This window comes from Streptomyces sp. TSRI0107 (assembly GCF_001905845.1).
Classification (GTDB): domain Bacteria; phylum Actinomycetota; class Actinomycetes; order Streptomycetales; family Streptomycetaceae; genus Streptomyces.
In genome coordinates this window covers 252,288-269,941 of sequence record NZ_LIVZ01000006.1, presented here as the reverse complement: position 1 = coordinate 269,941, position 17,654 = coordinate 252,288, and the positions used below count along the sequence as shown (strand labels likewise).

Genomic DNA, 17,654 nt, shown 5'->3' with positions numbered 1-17,654 from the left:
TGTTCGGTGCGGTGACTCTCGTTCACGCACATGAACTCGAATGGCGAGTCCTCAGCGCATCAGCTCCCCCGCGTTCACCAGCAGCGACTGCCCCGTGATGGCCCTCGACCGGTCCGAGGACAGGAAGACCGCCGCGTCCGCCACGTCAGGTCGGGCAGGCACGCCCGGGTCATCCGCAGGGTGCCGAGCGGGTTGACGTCCAGGACCGACTGCCAGGTGGTGAAGTCCGCGTCCTCCAGGGCGCCGAAGTGGCTGTCCCGGGCCGCGACGTGCACCACCCGCGCCGCCGGGCCCCGCGGCATCCACGCCCTCGACCACCCCTACGCCGGTCTCGTCCTCCAGGTCGTCGACACCGAGTCACCGCGGCAGCGGGCCGAGCTCGTTCCCCAGCCGCTTCGGCAGGTACCGGCCGCGCAGCCACTCCAGCAGAGGAGCACTTCGCGGACCTCGGCACCGAGGTCGGGCGGGTGGAGCTGGTCGCCCCGTTCGTCCCGACCGTCCCCGGCACCGACACCTGCGTCGGCGAGCTGCGCCGAGCCGGCTCAGCGCAGCTCCTCCGGGCACGGCGTCCCGCGGGGCCAGCCGTACGGCGCGGCCAGCCGGTAGGTGCCCGCGCGGGGCGCGAGGAGGACCGTCCACTTGTCGCCCTCGTCGTCCTCCTCCGTCTCCATCAGACAGCCGTCGACGTTGTCGTACGTCCTGGGCTCCCCGTCCGGGCGGTCCTTGGACGCCTCGGTCTCCCGGGGCCATTCGACGCCCTTGCCGTCGGCGTCGACCAGCTTCAGCCAGGGGGAGTAGGGGACCCGTATGAGGACCCGGCCGGGCTCACTGACCTTCAGGGTCATCTCGCCCTGCTCGGCGCGCTCCACCGTGGCGGGCGGGTCGGCGAGCGGGGCCGGTTCGACGACCCGGAACAGCTGCCAGTTGGCGTCGCCCCAGATCTGCTCCAGGTAGGGCAGGCCGCGCTGCACCAGCTCGCGCTCGCGCTGGCCGCCGTCGCCGTCCGGCTCGTCCTTCGGCAGCACCACGAAGTGGACCGCCCAGCGCTTGAGCCACAGGTGGTAGTTGGCCGAGTTGAGGGTGTCGTCGTAGAAGAGCGGGTTGCGCTCCATGTCGGCCTGGCGGTTCCAGCCGCGGGCCAGGTTGACGTACGGGGCGAGCGCGGAGGCCTCGCGGTGCGAGCGGGCCGGGACCACCTCGACGCGGCCCTTGTCGGCGCCGACGTCCTGCAACTCGTTGACGAGCGGTGCCAGCTCGCGGGCCCAGGAGGCGCGCGGCGTGGTGTTCACCACGTCGTCGACCGACTTGAAGCCGATCCAGCCGACGAAGCCGGCGAAGGCGAGGACGATCGCGTACCACTTCCGGGAACGCGGCACCGCGAACGGCAGCGCCGCCACCAGCGCGACACCCGCGAACAGCATCGACAGCCGGGTGACGTTCGAGCCGATCTGCGAGCTGATCAGCCAGACGAGCAGGACGGCGAGGAAGTAGACCGCCGACGTGATGCGCACGGTCGTCCACTCGCGCGGGACCAGCAGGAAGACGAGCACCGCGTACAGCATCGGCAGCGCGGCCGAGCCGAACGACATCGGCTGGGTGCCGGAGAACGGGAACGCCCACGCCGAGACCGCGACGACCGCGCTCGGACCGAGGCCCAGCGCCCACGCGCCCGGCCGCCGCTTCTGCAGGAACAGCGCCGCCGCGACCAGACCCACGAACAGGCCCGCCACCGGCGACGACATCGTGGCCAGCGCGGCCAGCGGAGCCGCGCACAGCGCCTTCGCCCAGCGCTTGTAGCGCCAGCGGTACGGCCAGCAGAACACCGCCGCCACCGCCGCGAGGGCGAACAGCGTGCCGAGCCCGAAGGTGACCCGGCCGGAGGCCGCGTTGCCCAGCAGCCCGAACACGCCCGCCAGCGCGGGCCACAGCGGCTTGCGGACGACCCGGCTGCGGATCAGGATCAGCGTGAGCAGGCCCGCCGACAGCGTCCCGGCGATCATCATCGTCGTACGGACGCCGAGGACCGACATCAGATACGGCGAGACCACGCTGTACGACACCGGGTGCATGCCGCCGTACCAGGCGAGGTTGTACGCCGAGTCGGGGTGCCGGCCGACGAACTCCGCCCAGGCGTCCTGGGCGGCGAGATCGCCGCCGCTGTTCGCGAAAGTGAAGAACCAGACGAGGTGCAGGACGCCGGCCACGGCGGTGACGAACAGCACGGGATGGCGCGTCACCCGGTCACGGACGGCGGCGACCACCGGGTTGCCGCCGCCGGGTTCCTCCGGTGTCGCGGGTACGCGTATTCGCGGGCCGTCTCCCGGGCCCGGACCGGTCTCGTCGGTGCGTGTCGGCTCCGCAGTGGCCACCTGAAGGCACTCCCCGTGTCCCGTTCTTCTGTTCTCGGCCGCGTGGTCCGTGTTCGCCGACCGTTCCCGGCAGGGTCTCCGGGAGTTCCGTCCGCGTCCCCGTACGCGGGCGGCCTGTCCCGATTCGTGACGCTAGCACGCACCCCGCCGGGGGGCTCCCTGGTGGGCCCCCGACGGGGTGCGGGCGGGCGAGGGGTGATCAGCCGATACGGGTGACCTTGTCCATGAAGCCCGGTTCGACCAGGTCGTTCTGGAGGGCGACCGGCACCTTCACGGCTCCGGCGGTGGCTCCGTCACCCACGGTCAGGGTGCCGACCTCGGTGCCGGCCTTCGCGGTGTGCGGCAGCTCGTCCGCGGCGAAGGAGAGCTTCACCTCCAGGCCCGCCCAGCCGACCGCGGTGACGTCCTTCGTGGCGACCACCGGGGTACGACCGCCCAGACCGTCGTCCACGTAGCCGACGACGTCGCCCTTCTTCAGGAGCGTCGCCGGCTCCAGCGCGTCCTGCGCGGCCCGGATCAGCAGGTCGCTCTGGTACAGCGCGGCGCTGAGGATGGTGTTCTCCGGGCCGCCGGCGGGCTGGCGCACCACGGCGCCGATGATGGTCCGCGTCTCGCCGTCGATCTCCTTCTTCGCCGCGAACACCAGGTTGCCGAGGGCGGAGGTGGTGGTGCCGGTCTTGATGCCGACGACGTTGTTGCTGCCGACGAGCTCGTTCCAGTTGTGGTGGTTCTGGCCCTTGTAGTCGTCGTACGACATCATCGCGGCGACCTCGCGGAACGCGGGCTGCGTCATCGCGGCCTTGGCGAGCTTCACCTGGTCCACGGCCGTGCTGACCGTGGTGTCGTTCAGGCCCGACGGGTCGGTGTACGTGGTGTTGGTCATGCCGAGGTCCTTCGCGGCGGCGTTCATCTTCGCCACGAAGTCCTTCTCCGAGCCCGAGTCCCAACGGGCCAGCAGCCGGGCCACGTTGTTCGCGGACGCGATGAGAATGCTCTCCAGGGCCTCGCGCTCGGAGATCTCGTCGCCCGCGAAGACGTCGACCGTCGACTCCTGACCGGCGTTGGACTGGTCCTCCGCCAGCTGGTCGATCTTGATCATCGGGCCCTCCTCGCCGCTCTTCAGCGGGTGGTCCCGGAGGATGACGTACGCCGTCATCACCTTGGCGACGCTCGCGATCGGCACCGGCTTCTGCTCGCCGGACGAGCCGAACGAGCCGATGCCCTGCACGTCGAGGGCGGCCTGGCCGTCCTGCGGCCACGGGATGTCGACCTTGCCGCCGTCGAAGCTGTAGCTGTCCTCGGCGGTGAGCTGGAGGGTCGGGGCCGGGAGCGAGCGCATCGACTGGACGACCGCGAACACGACCACCAGCAGCAGCACCAGCGGCGTCCAGATCTTCACCCGGCGCACGGCGGTGCGCAGCGGCGTCTGCGGGGGCGGCGGCGTGTTCGTCAGCTCCGCCAGCAGGTCCAGCGGCGGCTTCGGCGGCAGCGGCTGCTGCGTCGTCCGCTCCGGCCCGAGCTGCGGCACCGGCGCGGTGGCGTCCGCGGGCGCCGGCTTCGGCTTCGGCGCGGCGGGCTCGTCCAGCGGCTTCAACGCGACGAACTTGCTGGTCCGCTCGGCGTCACCCTCGCCCGCGGGCTTGCCCTTCTTGGGCGAGCCACCGGGGTACGGCTGGGCGGCCGGAACGGGCTTGCCCTCGGTCGGGGTGCCGGGCTTCGCCGGGGCGGACTTGCCCTCGGCCGGGGCGCCGGGCTTCGCCGGGGTGGCCGGTACGGGCCTGTCCTTGGCGGCGGGCGCGTCCTCGCCGGACTCCGCGGGCTCACCGGGCTTCGCCTTCGGGGCGCCGCCGAGCTTCAGCATCGTCGTCGGCTGGTCCACGGCGGGCTTGGGCGGCCGTACGGCCTTGAAGACGGCGGTGGGCTGGTCGACGCGGGGCTTGGCGTCGGCGTCGGGCTCCCCGGCGTCGTCGCGTCCGTCCGTGCCGGCCTCGTCCGCGTCGGCGGCGCCGTCTTCGGCGTCGGCGCCCTGCTCGGGCTCGGCGTCCTCGGCCTCCTCGCGGGCGTCAGCCGCCTGCTCGGCGTCGGTGGCGTCGTCGGCGTCGTCCGCCGCCTCGGCGCCGCCCTCGGAGGCCGTACCGCCCGCGCCGGAGCCTTCGGCGTCCGCCGCGCTTCCCTTGGCGTCCTTCGCGTCCTCGGCGTCGGTGGTGCCGTCGGCGTCATCCGCCGCCTCGGCGCCGCCCTCGGAGACCGTACCGCCCGCGCCGGAGCCTTCGGCGTCCGCCGCGCTTCCCTTGGCGTCCTCGGCGTCCTTCGAGTCCCTGGCGTCCGCGGGGCCGTCGGCGTCGTCCACCGCGTCCTCGGCGTCCTTCGAGTCCCCGGCGTCCGCGGGGCCGTCGGCGTCCTCTGCCGCGTCCTTGGCGTCCGCCGGGTCCTCGGCCTTCCCCGAACCCGAACCCGAACCCGAACCGTCCGCCGTCTCCGAACCGTCCGTCTCCGCCGAGCCGTCCGCCCCGGTCTCCTTCTCGGAGTCGTCCGCCCCCGCCGGAGAAGCCTCCTGCCCCTCGTCGGAAGCCTCGTCCGCCGAGCGGACCCATGCCGCCACCGCCGCGCGGAGCTTCTCGTCACCGGCCGTGTCGTCGGACGCCTGCCCGGCCTTGCCGCGCGCGGCGGCGAGGTCCTTCGCGGAGAGGATCCGCGTCGCCGTGTCGACGGCCGCGCCGGCGGCCGCGAGGCGCGGGTCGGACGACTCGCTCCTGGCCTCGGGAACCGGACCCGCGCTCCCCGACGTCGGTTCTGCCGACGACTCGCGCTGCTTCGACCTGTCGGGGGACTCGCCCGCCACCGATGCCTCCTCATGCCGCACGTCTCCCGTGCGAGTACCGAAACGAACCGCTGCCCGGACACCTCGGCCAACCGCTGTCCGAACCATGTACCAGTGTCCTGTGTGAGGGGTTGACCCATGCGGTAGACGAGAACGACATACCTACTGGTTCCCTTACGAACCGGTCACGCACCCTCGACAGACCAATGTGAGAGGGGTCACCCTGTCTTTCATCCACGCGGGGAGGCATGGATGGGCAGGAGCCGCAGAACACTTCCGGAGGAGCTTCTGCTGCTGGCACTGGACCCGGCCACGGGTACCACTGCGCAGCCGCAGTCGCTCGACCTCGGTCTGGCCGGAGCACAGCTAGTGGAGCTGGCGCTGGCCGGACGGATAGCCCCAGACGGGGATCGTATCGCCGTGGTGGCACCACGGCCGACTGGAGATCCGACTTTGGACTGCGCGTTGGAGTTGCTGCGAAGGCGCGGCGCTCCGGTGCGGGCGGTCCACTGGATCGGCGGGCCGCGTCTCGGGCTCCGCCAGACCTACCTCTCGCATCTGGAACGCTGCGGCATGGTCCATGCCGTGGAGGGCCAGATGTGCGGAGTGCTGCCGACGACTCGCTACCAGGCGACGGACACCGCCATCAGCCGGGAGATCAGGGCCCGGCTGGATTCCGCGATCCGCACCGGCGTGCCGCCGGACCCGCGGACCGCGGCGCTCGCCGCCCTGGCGCACGCCGTGGGTCTCGGCAAGCACTTGTACCCGGGGAACGAGGGACGCTCGTCCCGTTCCCGGCTGCGGGATCTGATCAGGCACGACCCCATGGGCGGCCTCGTGGCGCACGCCGTGATGGACGTCCAGAACGGCGCGGCGGCACAGCCGCGTCGTGCCGCCGGGGGCCCGGCAGGCCGGCAGGCCGCTGGAGCCAGGCCGGCGGCGGAACCCGCACGCGGGGTTCCGGCCCAGGCGCGCCACGGCAGCATGGCGCGCGCCGTGGCGCACTGAGCCGCTGTCACGGCAGTAACGCACAAGCCCGTTCGGGAGCCGCGCGAGCCGCGCGGGGTGGTGGTACGCGTCGTTCGGACGACGGACGCGTCCGCCGCCCCGCGCGGACGCATGTCGGCATGTGTGGATCTGGCGTGTACCCGCCGGATATCCGCTGTTTCCCAGCGGTAAGAAGCACCTTGGTGGCAGTCTGCTCAGCAGCAGATACGCAAAGTCGCGAGTTTTGAGGCAGCAGCCGGAGGTGCACGTCCCGTGGCGTCCAATGTCAATCCCACAGTCAGGCGGCGCCGGCTGGGCCAGGAGCTGCGCCGGCTCCGCGAGCTCAAGGGCATGACGGCCGAGGAGGTGGCGGAGCGGCTGCTGGTCTCCCAGTCGAAGATCAGCCGCCTGGAGAACGGCCGTCGCAGCATCAGCCAGCGTGATGTGCGCGACCTTTGCGGAGTCTACGAGGTGGAGGACCACCGCATCGTCGATTCGCTGATGCAGATGGCGAAGGATTCGCGCCAGCAGGGCTGGTGGCACGCTTTCGGGGATGTCCCGTACAGCGTCTACATCGGTCTGGAGACGGATGCCGCGAGCCTGCGTGTGTACGACCCGCAGGTGGTGCCCGGCCTGCTGCAGACCCGGCAGTACGCGGAGGCGCTGATCCAGGGCGCCCTGCCGGAGGCGTCGCCGACCGACATCGACAAGCGGGTGCAGGTGCGGCTGCGCCGGCAGGAACGTATTGCCGCCGACGAGAACCCGCTGCGGCTGTGGGCGGTGCTGGACGAGGCGGCGGTGCGCCGCGAGGTCGGCAGTAAACAGGTGATGATCGAGCAGCTGGAGTATCTGCTGGAGATGTCGCAGCTGCCGCACGTCACCGTGCAGTTGATCCCGTTCGAGATGGGGGCGCACCCCGGCGTGAGCGGGCAGTACGCGATTTTGGAGTTCCCGGACGCCGCCGATTCGAGCGTCGTCTACATCGAGGGCGTCACCAGTGATCTTTATCTGGAAAAGGCGCAGGATGTCCAGAAATACGCAGTGATGTACGAGCACTTGCGGGCGCAGGCGCTGAATGTGGAGCAGACCCGGGAATTCATCGCGGAAGTGGCCAAGGATTACGCCGGTCTGAGATGAGGCGCCGCAAAGTACACCGTCGCCCCGACCGGATGGAAGACCGCACTGGAATATGCCATCCGGTCGAGTGAATAGTCGCTCCGGCCGCCTGAGTTGGCGAGTAGCGTCGATCACGCCATCGAGCAAGAACGTTGGCGGAAACGCAGCAACTCAGCAACTGGCTAATGGAGTGAAAATGGCGATCAAGCAGGGCGCGACGGACAAGTGGGTCAAGTCCTCGTACTCCCAGGGCAACGGCGCCTGCGTGGAGATCAAGTCCCCGGTGCCGTCCGCGATGGCCGTCCGGGACTCCAAGGTCCAGCAGGGCCCCGTCCTGGCCTTCCCGGCCGCCGCGTGGAACACCTTCGTGGCGTCGGTCAAGGCCTGACAAGCACCAACCCGGAGCCCTCTCGACGAGCTCGCCGTCCTTGCCGAGGGGGCTCGGCTTGTGCCCGGGCTCAGCCGAGCTGCGCCTCGATCGCGGAGACGACCTCCGGGGCCTCCGGCTCGGTCTGCGGGGAGAAGCGGGCGACGACCGCGCCGTCCCGGCCGATGAGGAACTTCTCGAAGTTCCAGCGGATGTCACCGCTGTGGCCCTCGGCGTCGGCGAAGCCGGTCAGGCGGTCGTACAGCGGGTGCCGGCCCTCGCCGTTGACCTCGGTCTTCTCGGTCATCGGGAAGGTCACGCCGTACGTCGCCGAGCAGAACTCGGCGATCTCCTCGGCGCTGCCGGGCTCCTGTCCGAGGAACTGGTTGCAGGGCACGCCGAGCACCGTGAAGCCACGGGCCGCGTACCGCTCCTGGAGCCGCTCCAGACCGGCGTACTGCGGGGTCAGCCCGCACTTGGAGGCCACGTTCACGATGAGCACGGCCTGACCGGCGTACTGCTTGAGGTCGGCGGGGCCGCCCTGGAGGGCGTCGATGTCGATGTCGAGCGGGGATGCGTTGGTCGTCATACGGCGGATGCTAGTCCCGCCAGGTGTCGGACGCCTCGATCAGCACGTCGCCGGCGGATGTCCGCGCGTACAGCACCGAGCGTCCCGCCCGCCGCCGGTCCACCAGGCCCGCGTCCAGCAGCACCCGCAGGTGCCGTCCCACCGAGCCGAGCCCCTGCCCGGTCACGGCGGTCAACTGGGTGGTGCTCATGGGGGAGTCCAGGAGGGCCAGGACGGTGGCGCGGGCGTGGCCCAGCAGGGCGCCGAGGCTCGCGGGCACGGGCGGCCTGGTGTGGTCGTCGGCGAGCGGGCCGGCGCACGGGTAGACGACGGCGTACCGCAGGCGCGCCGGTTCCTCCCAGGACACCCAGCCGGTGCGCGGGGTGACGGGGACGAGCAGCAGCTCGGCGCCGGAGATGTCGCGCGGCGGGTACTCGTGCCGGTTGACCTGGAAGCGGCTGGCGCCCAGCCAGCGGGTGCCGGGGCGCAGCGCGTCCAGTACCGCCGCCCAGCCGCCCTGGCTCATCCGCGCCGTCCGCGCCACCACGTCGGCCTCCAGGACGCGTCGGCGCCGGGCCCAGTACGGCCGTACGGTCTCGGACCAGACGTACTCGAGGAGCGTCGCCGCCCGGTCCGGCAGGTCGTCGCGGTCCAGCTCGGCGGGGAGCGGGCCGGCCAGGGAGACCCGCAGGTGGGCGCGGGCGGCCGCGGGGGCGGTCGCGCGGACCCGGGCGACCGCCCGGGCGAAGTCCTCGCCGTCGTGCGGGGTGGGGGTGAGGAAGTCGGCGATCCAGTCCCGGCCCAGCCCGGCACCCACCAGCAGCGCGGTCACCGGGTCGGTGGCCAGGCGAGCGCGGTAGCCGGGGAGATGGGAGCGCAGCCAGGCCTGTTCGCCGGGGTGGGCGCCGGTCGCGGCGTGCAGCAGCTTCAGGCTCGCGAAGGTCTCGGCGTACGGGGAGAGCAGGAAGCGGCTGCGGGCGAGCGTGTCGGCGTCGACCTGCCACCAGCCCATGCCCGCCCCCCCGGTTGGTTTCGCGTGTGCGCGAAACAATAACGGGGCGGTCGCGGGCGCCACAGACTCCCCGCATGCGCAGATCACCGGGCTATGCAGGCCTCTTCCGTACACCCGAGTTCACTCCGCTCTTCCTCTCCTCCGCCGCTCAGATCGGCGCCCAGACGCTCGGCGGGCTCGCGCTCGGCACGCTGGTGTTCCGGGCGACCGAGTCGCCGCTGCTGGCGGCGGTGAGCATGTTCGGGCCGTCGCTGGCCCAGGTCGTCGGGGCGACCTTCCTGCTGTCCGGGTCGGACCGGCTGCCGCCGCGCGCCACGCTCGCCGGGGTGGCGCTGGCGTTCGCGGCCGGTACGGCGCTGCTGGCGGTGCCGGGACTGCCGGTGTGGGCGGTGCTCGCGGTGGTCTTCGCCCAGGGGCTGGTGGCCTCGCTGGGCGGGGGAGTGCGGTGGGGGCTGCTGACCGAGATCCTGTCCAAGGAGCGGTACCTGCTGGGGCGTTCCGTCTTCAACATGATGAGCGGACTCGCCCAGATCTGCGGGTACGCGGCCGGCGGGGTCGTGGTCGCCGTCCTCACGCCGCGTACCGCGCTGCTGTTGGCGGCGCTGCTGTACGCCGGGGCGGCGCTCGGGCTGCGGCTGGGGCTGACGGCCCGCCCGCCGCGCGAGTCCGGCCGTCCCTCGGTCCGGGCGACCTGGCGGGCCAACTCCCAGCTGTGGTCGTCCCCGTCGCGCCGCCGCCTCTATCTCGCCCTGTGGGTGCCCAACGGGCTGATCGTCGGCTGCGAGGCGCTGTACGTCTCCTACGCGCCCGAGGCCGCGGGGACGCTGTTCGCGTGCGCCGCGCTGGGCATGTTCGCCGGGGACGTGACCGTGGGGCGGCTGCTGCCGCCGGGGCGGCGGGCCCGGCTCGGGGTACCGCTGCTGTTGCTGCTCGCCGGGCCGTACCTGGCGTTCTTCCTGCGGCCGCCGGTGCCGGTCGCGGCCGTGCTGGTGCTGGTGGCGTCCGCCGGGTTCGGGGCGAGCCTGGTCCAGCAGGAACGGCTGGTCGCCCTCACCCCGGACGAGCTCTCCGGCCACGCCCTCGGACTGCACTCCGCCGGGATGCTCACCCTGCAGGGCGTGAGCGCGGCACTGGCGGGCGCGGTCGCCCAGCTCACCTCCGCCGGGACGGCGATGACGGTGATGGCGGTGGCGTCGGTCGCGGTGACGGCGGTGCTGGCACGGGGCCTGCGGGTGGCCCGGCGGGACACCCCCGCTACGGACGCGGCTGCTCCGGCTCGCTGAACACCTGCGGCACCTCGTTGTCCTCGACGACCCGGGCGAGCAGCGCGGCCAGCTGCTCCCGCTCGGCCGGCGCGAGACCCGACGGCAGCTCCTCGATACGGCGGCACGTCGCGTCGTAGAACTCCTTGGCGAGCGCCGCGCCCTCCTCGGTCAGGCCGACCCGCACGGCCCGCCCGTCCCGGGGGTCGGCCTCCCGCCGGACCAGCCCGCGCTGCACGGTGCGGTCCACCAGCCCCGTCAGGCTGGACTTGGCCAGGCCCAGCATCGCGCCCAGCTCGGACATCCCGTACGGCTGCGGCATCAGGACGCACAGCAGCTGGCCCTGCTGCGGGGTCAGCCCGAACGCGCGGCCCGACTCGGCGTAAACGGCGTCCACCAGGAACGCGGACCGCACCAGCGCGGCCACGACGCCCATCTGCTCACCTGCGGCTACGGCTTCGCCCATTCGGCCAGGGTACCGAGCGCGGCCGGCCGTGAGCCCGGGCGGCCGCCACCTCAGTCGGCCGGCACGTTCCGGGCTCCCTTCCGGGCTCCCTTCCGGATTCCCTTCCGGATTCCTTTTCCGGGCCCCCTACCGGGCTCCCTCCCGGATTAACTCCCTTCTCGTACAACCCTTCGACCCCGCTGAGTGTCTCCTGTGCGCCGACCGGCACCGCCCGGCGGCGTCCCGTTGTCCGGACCGTCCCGGATGCCTCTGGAGGAGCCCGTGCGCAAACGCACCCTGCTGATGTCGGCCACCCTGCTCGCCTCGGGGCTGACCCCGCTGGTCGCGGCCGGCGCGCACGCCGTCGCCGGTGTGCCCGGCGACATCGACAAGGACGGTTACCGCGACGTGGTCGTCGCCGCGCCGGACACCACCGTCGGCGGCCGTGCCAAGGCCGGAGCGGTGGTCGTCCTGTACGGCACCTCGAAGGGCGTCGACCCCGCCAGACGGACCGTCCTCACGCAGAACTCCACCGGCGTCCCCGGCGCCGCCGAGAGCGGCGACCGGTTCGGCGCGGCGGTCGTCGTGCACGACCTGAACGCCGACGGGTACAGCGACCTGGTCGTCGGCGCCCCCGGCGAGGACGTCGCCGGCGACGACGGCGGCGGCTCGGTGACGGTCGTCTACGGCACCGCGTCCGGCCCGGTGAAGGCCAAGGGTGTCGCCGACCCGTGGCCCGCCTCGCACGACGCGTGGGGCCGCACCCTCGCCGTCGGCACGTACGACTCCGTGAACCCGGTCAACGGCGGCAAGCTGTCCATCGCCGTCGGCGCCGACGACGCCGAGGTCACGTACATGCCGGCCGACCTGTCCGCGCAGACCGGCACCAGCGGCAACGGGCACGACTTCAACCCGGCGTACGGCATCGTCGCGCTCACCCCGCTCGACCTGCCGAACACCGACGCCGACCGGCTCATCGCGCACGGCCGCGGCGTCTCCGACGGCGGCTGGGGCTACGACGGCCACGGCGACGACCCGCACACCACGCTCTACGAACCCGGCGGCTTCGACTACACCACCCTGCCCGCCGGCACCACCTCCGCCGTCGGCGACCTCAACGGCAACGGCGCCCCCGACCTCGTCATCGGCAACCCCGAAGACCCCGCGCAGAGCCCCGGCAGCTCGCTCGGCGGCCACGTCACCGTGTACTTCGACGCCGCGTACGGCTCGCCCAGCCGGGTCCAGACCATCACCCAGGACACCCCGGGCGTACCCGGCTCCGGCGAGGCCGGCGACCGCTTCGGCACCTCCGTCGCGATCGGCGACACCGACAAGGACGGCAAGGCCGACCTGGTCGTCGGCGCACCCGGCGAGGACGGCAAGGCCGGCGCGGTCACCGTCGTACGCGGCACCAGCGGCGCCCTGGACACCGCCCACGCCCGCGTGTGGACGCAGAACAGCGGTGGCGTGCCCGGCGGTTCCGAGGCCGGCGACGCGTTCGGCGGCGCCGTGCGCCTCGTGGACACCAACAAGGACGGCTACGCCGACCTGCTGATCGGCGCGCCCGGCGAGAACGGCGGCGCGGGCGCCCTGTGGTCGCTGCGCGGCTCGGCCGGCTCCCTCACGGCGACCGGCGCGAAGAACATGACCGTCTCGGCGGTGGGCCTCGGCTCGGCGGGCGCGGCGCGCCTCGGAACGGTGGTGACGACCCGATGACTTCCTCCCTCCCCTCCGGAGCCGCCATGTCGATCTCGCGTGCGGCTCTGGCCGCCGCCGTCGCCGTGAGTGCGGCCGCCGCGCTCACCGTCGCCCTGCCCGCCCCGTCCGCCACCGCCACGGGCCCCTACCACGGCGCCAACACCGCTGCCGTGCAGGACGACTTCAACGGCGACGGCTACCGCGACCTGGCCGTCGGCGCGCCCGGCGCGGCCAACGGGACCGTCGACGCGGCGGGCGCGGTGGTCGTGCACTACGGCTCGGCGAACGGCGCGACGGCGTCCCGCCGCACCGTCATCACCCAGGCCACCAGCGGAATCCCCGGCACGGCGGAGGAGTGGGACGGCTTCGGTTCGGCCGTCGGCACCGCCGACCTCGACCGCGACGGCTACGCCGACCTGCTGGTCGGCACGCCCGGCGAATCCGCGGGCACCATGTGGGGCACCGGCTCGCTCACCGTCGTATGGGGCGGCTCCGGCGGTCTCAAGGGCGGCGCGACGATCCCCACGCCGACCGGTCTGGACGAGGGCTGCCAGTTCGCGGCGGGTATCGCCGCGGGTGACGTCGACGGGGACGGCGCGCCCGACCTCGGCGTGACCGGGCAGTGCGGTGCCACCACCTACACCGGCCCGTTCACCCGCACCGGGCGCCCCGCCGCGCGCGCCTTCGTCAACGCCCTCGGCACCAACCGGGGCGTCGTCATGGGCGACGTCGACGGCGACGGCGAGGCGGAGCGCTTCTGGCTGCCCGGCCCGACGGACGGCGACGTCAGCGGCCCCGTCCACCTCGAGAACCCGGACGGCACGTACACCGAACTCCCGCTGGCCGACGGCCTCACCGGCCAGATCGGCGACCTCGATGGTGACGGCTACGGCGATCTGGTCACCGGCAACCCCTACGACGCGTCCCTGATGTCCGGGCAGACCCCCGCCCACCGGGGCGGCGAGATCCAGGTCCTCTACGGCGGCCCGGAGGGCATCACCGCCGACCAGAAGCCGAGGATCTTCCACCAGGACACGGCGGGCGTCCCGGGAACCGGGGAGAACGCCGACCTGTTCGGCGCGACCCTCTCCGTCGGCGACACCAACGGCGACAAGTACGCGGACGTCCTGGTGGGCGCGCCGCAGGAGGCGGTCGGCTCCCTCGCCTCGGCGGGCACGGCGACCCTCCTGCGCGGCTCGGCCACGGGTCTGACGGCCGCCAAGTCGGTCTCCTACAGCCAGAACACCACCGGCGTACCCGGCAGCGCGGAACGCGGCGACGCCTTCGGCGCCGCGACCCACCTCGCCGACCTCGACAAGGACGGCCGGGCGGAAACCGTCGTCGGGGCGCCGGGCGAGAACTCCGACGGCCTGGTCTGGCAGGCCCGCGGCACCGCCAACGGCCCCTCCACCAACGGCTCCACCACCATCACCGGCACAGCGGCAGGCCTCAAACTCCGCTACTCGGAAATCGTCTACGGCACCTCCTTCCCCAGCGCCCGTTCCACCATCTGACGGCAGCGCGAGGACGGCAGTGCGAGGGCCGGTCCCGGGGCCTGTGCTCCTGGGGCCGGCCCTTCACTTCTTCCCTGCGCTATCGTTTTTCGATAGATTCCCATCGATGTTCGATAAGGGGAAGGGGATGTCCATGGGCAGACTGACCGTGCTGGCCCTGCGTGCCGTGCTTGTCGCGTTGCTCGCCGGGGCGTTGTTCGTGCAAGCGGTGATGGTGCCGTTGCTGGCCGCCGATCTGCGGGACTTCGGGCCGCGGGTGCCGGTGGTCGTGATCGTGCTGCTGGGGCTGGTGACGGCCGAGGTGGTGCTCGTCTGTGTGTGGCGGCTCGTGACGATGGCGCGGCGGGGGACCGTCTTCTCGCACGGGGCGTTCCGGTACGTGCACGTCGTCATCGGGGCGATGACCGCCGCCGCTCTGCTGGTCTTCGCGCTCGGCGTGGTCCTCGCCCCGGGTGAGGCCGTCGCGCCGGGTGTCGTGCTGCTGATCGGCGGGGTCGGACTCGCGGTTCTCGGTGTGGCGCTCATCGTGCTGGTGCTGCGGATGCTCCTCGCGCAAGCCGTCGACCGCGACGCCGAGGCGTCCCGGATGCAGGCCGAGCTCGCCGAGGTGATCTGATGCCGATCGTCGTCGACATCGACGTCATGCTCGCCAGACGCAAGATGTCCGTGGGCGAGCTGGCCGAGCGGGTCGGCATCACCCCCGCCAACCTGGCCGTCCTGAAGAACGGCCGGGCCAAGGCGGTCCGGTTCACCACCCTCGCCGCGCTCTGCGAGGTCCTGGACTGCCAGCCGGGGGACCTGCTGCGGTGGGTGCCCGAGGAAGTGCCGGGCACCCTCCAGGTCGGGGCGTCGTAGGCGGCTACCAGGGTGACGGCAGCGCGTGGACGAAGTCGGACCAGAGGTGGTCGGGGTTCTCGATGCCGACGGAGACACGGACCGTTCCCTCGCTCGCGCCGACCGCCCGCAGCACCGAGCTGTCGGGGTGGTGGACGAGGGTCTCCATGCCGCCGAGGGCGGTGCTCGACTGGGCCAGCGTCACCCGCTCGACGAACTGCCGGGCGGCGTCGCGGCCGCCGGCGATGCCGAAGGCGAGCAGCCCGCCGTAGTCCCCGAGGAGCCGGGCCGCCACCCGGTGACCGCGGTGGCCGGGCAGGCCCGGCCAGTGGACGGCGGCGACCGCCGGATGCGCGGCGAGGCGCCGGGCGAGGGCGCCCGCGTTCTCGCAGTGCTGGCGCATCCGCAGCGGCAGGGTGCGCAGCCCGCGCAGGGTGAGCCAGCCGGTGAACGGGTCGCCGCCCTGCCGCAGCGCGCGGACCCGGTCGCGGACCCTGCGGTGCTGCCGCTCGTCGGCGAAGACGGCGATGCCGCCGGTCATGTCGGTGTGGCCGCCGATGTAGGCGGTGGTGGAGTGGATGACGACGTCCGCGCCGTGCTGGAGCGGCCGGCACAGCACCGGGGAGGCGAAGGTGTTGTCGACGACCGTCATCAGCCCGGCCTTCCGGGCGAGGCCGGTCATGGCCGGCAGGTCGCAGACATCCGCGAGGGGGCCGGCGAGGGTTTCCACGTACAGCAGCCGGGTGGTGGGACGGATCGCCCTGGCCACCTCCTCGGCGCTGCGGCCGGACACGTAGGTGACGCTCACGCCACGGCCGCGTTCCAGCGCGCGGAACCGCGCCAGGCTGCCCCCGTACGGGGAGCACTGCGCGACGGCGTGGTCGCCGGGACGCAGATGGCAGGCGAGCACGCTGTCGAGGGCGGCCGCGCCGGTGGCGGTGGCGAGCGCGGCGGCGCCGTCCTCCAGGTCGGCCATGGCGGTCTCCAGCGCCTGTGGCGCGAGGCGGGTGAGGCCGCGGTCGCCGGAGTGCACGGCCAGGGATTCGAGCGTGCCGGTGCGTCCAAGAGACCGGCTGGGGTCGCCGGGCCGGTCGTGAAGCAGCGGGGAGAGGGTCATATCGGCGATCCTCACCGCCGTACTCGGGTCACGGCAGTGCCAATCTCGTTATATTGGCTCACTGATGAAGCCAATCGATGTGGATCTTCTGGTTTTCCAGCTCGGCCGCTGGTCGGCCGGGCGCGGTCCGCTGCATCTGCTGCTCGCCCGGCGGCTGCGCGAACTCATCGACGCGGGCGATCTGGCCCCGGGCACCCGGCTGCCGCCGGAGCGTGAGCTGGCCCAGAGACTGGCCGTGGGCCGGGCCACCCTGGTCGCCGCCTACGAACCGCTCCGTCTGGAGGGGCGGCTGCGGCGGCGTCAGGGCAGCGGCACCTGGGTGACCCCGTCCGCGCCGCACGACGGCGACACCAAGGCCCCGGGCCAGGCCGGCACCGCGCACCCGATGTTCCTCAACTTCCTCGAACCGCCCGACGGCGTACTCCAGATGGCCTGCGCGGCACCCGACGCACCGCCCCCGGAACTCCTCGCCGCCTACCAGGCCGGACTGTCCCGGCTCGCCGCGCCCTCCCCGGACCTCGGCTACCACCCCGCCGGGCACCCCGACCTGCGGGCCGCGCTCGCCCGCCACTACACCGGACGCGGCACGCACACCGACCCCGAGCAGATCCTCGTCACCACCGGCGCCCAGCAGGCACTGGCCCTGCTCGTCCGGCTGCTGGTCGCACCCGGCGACCAGGTCCTGGTCGAGGCGCCGACCTACCCCGGCGCGCTGGAACTGCTGCGCGAGGCGGCCGCGGTCGTCCGGTCGGTGCCCACCGGCACGGACGGCCTGGACGCGGAGGCGTGGTGCCGCGCGGTCGCCGAGCACCGCCCCGCGCTGGCCTACCTGGTGCCGACCTGCCACAACCCGACGGGCACGGTCGTGCCGTCCCTGATCCGCCGCCGCCTGGTCGAAGCGGCCCGCCGGCACGACGTACCGCTCATCGACGACGAGGTGCTCGGCTCGCTCACCTTCGACGGCACCGCACCGCCCGGACTGGCCGCCTTCGACACCGACGGCCAGGTCATCACCGTCGGCTCGCTGAGCAAGCTGGCCTGGGGCGGGCTGCGCATCGGCTGGATCAGGGCCAAGGCGTCGCTGGTGTCGCGGCTGGCCCGGCTGAAGGCCCCGCAGGACTTCGGCAGCGACGTCCTGTCCCAGCTGGCCGCCGCCGAGCTGCTGCCCGGCCTGGACGACCTCGCCCGGCAGCGCGCCGAGCAGCTTCGCGTGCGCCACGACCACCTGTGCGCCGCGCTGTCCCGCCGGCTGCCCGACTGGGACTTCCGGCCCGCCGAGGGCGGCCAGACCCTGTGGGTGCGGCTGCCCGACGGTGACGCCTCGACGTTCGCGCAGACCGCGCTGCGCCACGGCGTCGCCGTCCTGCCCGGCGCCTCGCTGCACCCGGCCGGCGGTGACGCGGACCGGCTGCGGCTGCCGTTCCTGCTCGCCGAGGACGAGCTGGACGAGGCGGTGAGCCGGCTCGCCGCCGCCTGGCGCCGGTACCAGAAGGACGAGCCCGGCCGCGTGGTGATGAACGGGCTCGCCGTCTGACACCCCGGAC

The 17,654-nt window shown here is 73.0% G+C and carries 15 protein-coding genes and 2 pseudogenes; 10 read left to right on the top strand and 7 right to left on the bottom strand.

What is annotated here, in order from left to right:
* Positions 1-51: 51 nt before the first annotated feature.
* A pseudogene (locus tag AMK31_RS39185) lies at positions 52-278 on the bottom strand (hypothetical protein); the annotation flags it as partial.
* A 4-nt stretch (positions 279-282) separates the two neighbouring features.
* On the opposite strand from AMK31_RS39185, the pseudogene AMK31_RS41570 reads away from it, so the two are divergent.
* Positions 283-533: pseudogene (locus AMK31_RS41570) on the top strand (hypothetical protein); the annotation flags it as partial.
* 9 nt (positions 534-542) lie between these two features.
* On the opposite strand, the gene AMK31_RS17735 reads toward AMK31_RS41570, so the two are convergent.
* Together AMK31_RS17735 and AMK31_RS17730 are read right to left on the bottom strand one after the other, a co-directional pair.
* A complete protein-coding gene (locus tag AMK31_RS17735; RefSeq protein ID WP_073941509.1) occupies positions 543-2,369 on the bottom strand; it encodes a hypothetical protein in 1,827 nt (608 codons plus the stop codon).
* Between the two features lie 199 nt (positions 2,370-2,568).
* A complete protein-coding gene (locus AMK31_RS17730; RefSeq protein ID WP_073941508.1) occupies positions 2,569-5,211 on the bottom strand; it encodes a D-alanyl-D-alanine carboxypeptidase in 2,643 nt (880 codons plus the stop codon).
* 231 nt (positions 5,212-5,442) lie between these two features.
* Here AMK31_RS17730 and AMK31_RS17725 point away from each other — a divergent pair, with 231 nt between their 5' ends.
* The 3 genes from AMK31_RS17725 (at position 5,443) to AMK31_RS17715 (ending at position 7,681) form a co-directional block, all read left to right on the top strand.
* Positions 5,443-6,198 (top strand): GOLPH3/VPS74 family protein, encoded by a 756-nt coding sequence (locus tag AMK31_RS17725; RefSeq protein ID WP_073941507.1) that lies wholly within the window; start codon positions 5,443-5,445, stop codon positions 6,196-6,198.
* 252 nt (positions 6,199-6,450) lie between these two features.
* Entirely contained in the window at positions 6,451-7,314 is an 864-nt protein-coding gene (locus tag AMK31_RS17720) for a helix-turn-helix domain-containing protein (RefSeq protein WP_073941506.1), read from the top strand.
* A 175-nt stretch (positions 7,315-7,489) separates the two neighbouring features.
* Positions 7,490-7,681 (top strand): DUF397 domain-containing protein, encoded by a 192-nt coding sequence (locus AMK31_RS17715; protein ID WP_073941505.1) that lies wholly within the window; start codon positions 7,490-7,492, stop codon positions 7,679-7,681.
* 70 nt (positions 7,682-7,751) lie between these two features.
* Here AMK31_RS17715 and AMK31_RS17710 read toward each other — a convergent pair whose 3' ends face one another.
* Both AMK31_RS17710 and AMK31_RS17705 read right to left on the bottom strand, forming a co-directional pair.
* Positions 7,752-8,249 carry a glutathione peroxidase gene (locus AMK31_RS17710; protein WP_073941504.1) on the bottom strand — a complete coding sequence of 166 codons (498 nt, stop codon included), beginning with the start codon at positions 8,247-8,249 and terminating at the stop codon, positions 7,752-7,754.
* Between the two features lie 10 nt (positions 8,250-8,259).
* Positions 8,260-9,240, bottom strand: a complete 981-nt coding sequence (locus tag AMK31_RS17705) for a winged helix-turn-helix domain-containing protein (RefSeq protein WP_073941503.1) — start codon at positions 9,238-9,240, stop codon at positions 8,260-8,262.
* Between the two features lie 74 nt (positions 9,241-9,314).
* On the opposite strand from AMK31_RS17705, the gene AMK31_RS17700 reads away from it, so the two are divergent.
* Positions 9,315-10,523 (top strand): MFS transporter, encoded by a 1,209-nt coding sequence (locus tag AMK31_RS17700; RefSeq protein ID WP_073941502.1) that lies wholly within the window; start codon positions 9,315-9,317, stop codon positions 10,521-10,523.
* On the opposite strand, the gene AMK31_RS17695 is transcribed toward AMK31_RS17700, so the two are convergent.
* The gene (locus AMK31_RS17695; protein ID WP_107468642.1) at positions 10,495-10,938 is read right to left on the bottom strand and encodes a MarR family winged helix-turn-helix transcriptional regulator; all 444 of its coding nucleotides are present in this window, start codon (positions 10,936-10,938) and stop codon (positions 10,495-10,497) included. The genes AMK31_RS17700 and AMK31_RS17695 overlap by 29 nt on opposite strands.
* 291 nt (positions 10,939-11,229) lie before the next feature.
* On the opposite strand from AMK31_RS17695, the gene AMK31_RS42120 reads away from it, so the two are divergent.
* From AMK31_RS42120 to AMK31_RS17675, 4 genes are all read left to right on the top strand, one after another.
* Positions 11,230-12,663, top strand: coding sequence for an FG-GAP repeat protein (locus tag AMK31_RS42120; RefSeq protein WP_073941796.1), 1,434 nt, complete (start codon positions 11,230-11,232; stop codon positions 12,661-12,663).
* 26 nt (positions 12,664-12,689) lie between these two features.
* Complete coding sequence (locus AMK31_RS17685) at positions 12,690-14,159, top strand: FG-GAP-like repeat-containing protein (protein WP_073941500.1); 1,470 nt, start codon at positions 12,690-12,692, stop codon at positions 14,157-14,159.
* Between the two features lie 133 nt (positions 14,160-14,292).
* Complete coding sequence (locus AMK31_RS17680) at positions 14,293-14,775, top strand: DUF2975 domain-containing protein (RefSeq protein ID WP_073941499.1); 483 nt, start codon at positions 14,293-14,295, stop codon at positions 14,773-14,775.
* Positions 14,775-15,014 carry a helix-turn-helix domain-containing protein gene (locus AMK31_RS17675; RefSeq protein WP_073941498.1) on the top strand — a complete coding sequence of 80 codons (240 nt, stop codon included), beginning with the start codon at positions 14,775-14,777 and terminating at the stop codon, positions 15,012-15,014. Before AMK31_RS17680 ends, AMK31_RS17675 begins: the two co-directional genes overlap by 1 nt.
* 4 nt (positions 15,015-15,018) lie before the next feature.
* Here AMK31_RS17675 and AMK31_RS17670 read toward each other — a convergent pair whose 3' ends face one another.
* Complete coding sequence (locus AMK31_RS17670) at positions 15,019-16,110, bottom strand: trans-sulfuration enzyme family protein (protein ID WP_073941497.1); 1,092 nt, start codon at positions 16,108-16,110, stop codon at positions 15,019-15,021.
* A gap of 79 nt (positions 16,111-16,189) precedes the next feature.
* Here AMK31_RS17670 and yczR point away from each other — a divergent pair, with 79 nt between their 5' ends.
* Positions 16,190-17,644, top strand: coding sequence for an aminotransferase-like domain-containing protein (gene yczR / locus AMK31_RS17665; RefSeq protein ID WP_241842663.1), 1,455 nt, complete (start codon positions 16,190-16,192; stop codon positions 17,642-17,644).
* Positions 17,645-17,654: the final 10 nt, after the last annotated feature.

Excerpts from the sequence above, each read along its gene's own strand:
- AMK31_RS17715 (WP_073941505.1), top strand. The coding sequence starts at position 7,490 with ATGGCGATCAAGCAGGGCGCGACGGACAAGTGGGTCAAGTCCTCGTAC.
- AMK31_RS17705 (WP_073941503.1), bottom strand. The coding sequence starts at position 9,240 with ATGGGCTGGTGGCAGGTCGACGCCGACACGCTCGCCCGCAGCCGCTTC.
- AMK31_RS17725 (WP_073941507.1), top strand. The coding sequence starts at position 5,443 with ATGGGCAGGAGCCGCAGAACACTTCCGGAGGAGCTTCTGCTGCTGGCA.
- AMK31_RS17700 (WP_073941502.1), top strand. The coding sequence starts at position 9,315 with ATGCGCAGATCACCGGGCTATGCAGGCCTCTTCCGTACACCCGAGTTC.
- AMK31_RS17710 (WP_073941504.1), bottom strand. The coding sequence starts at position 8,249 with ATGACGACCAACGCATCCCCGCTCGACATCGACATCGACGCCCTCCAG.
- AMK31_RS17670 (WP_073941497.1), bottom strand. The coding sequence starts at position 16,110 with ATGACCCTCTCCCCGCTGCTTCACGACCGGCCCGGCGACCCCAGCCGG.
- AMK31_RS17680 (WP_073941499.1), top strand. The coding sequence starts at position 14,293 with ATGGGCAGACTGACCGTGCTGGCCCTGCGTGCCGTGCTTGTCGCGTTG.
- AMK31_RS17675 (WP_073941498.1), top strand. The coding sequence starts at position 14,775 with ATGCCGATCGTCGTCGACATCGACGTCATGCTCGCCAGACGCAAGATG.
- AMK31_RS17695 (WP_107468642.1), bottom strand. The coding sequence starts at position 10,938 with ATGGGCGTCGTGGCCGCGCTGGTGCGGTCCGCGTTCCTGGTGGACGCC.
- AMK31_RS17685 (WP_073941500.1), top strand. The coding sequence starts at position 12,690 with ATGTCGATCTCGCGTGCGGCTCTGGCCGCCGCCGTCGCCGTGAGTGCG.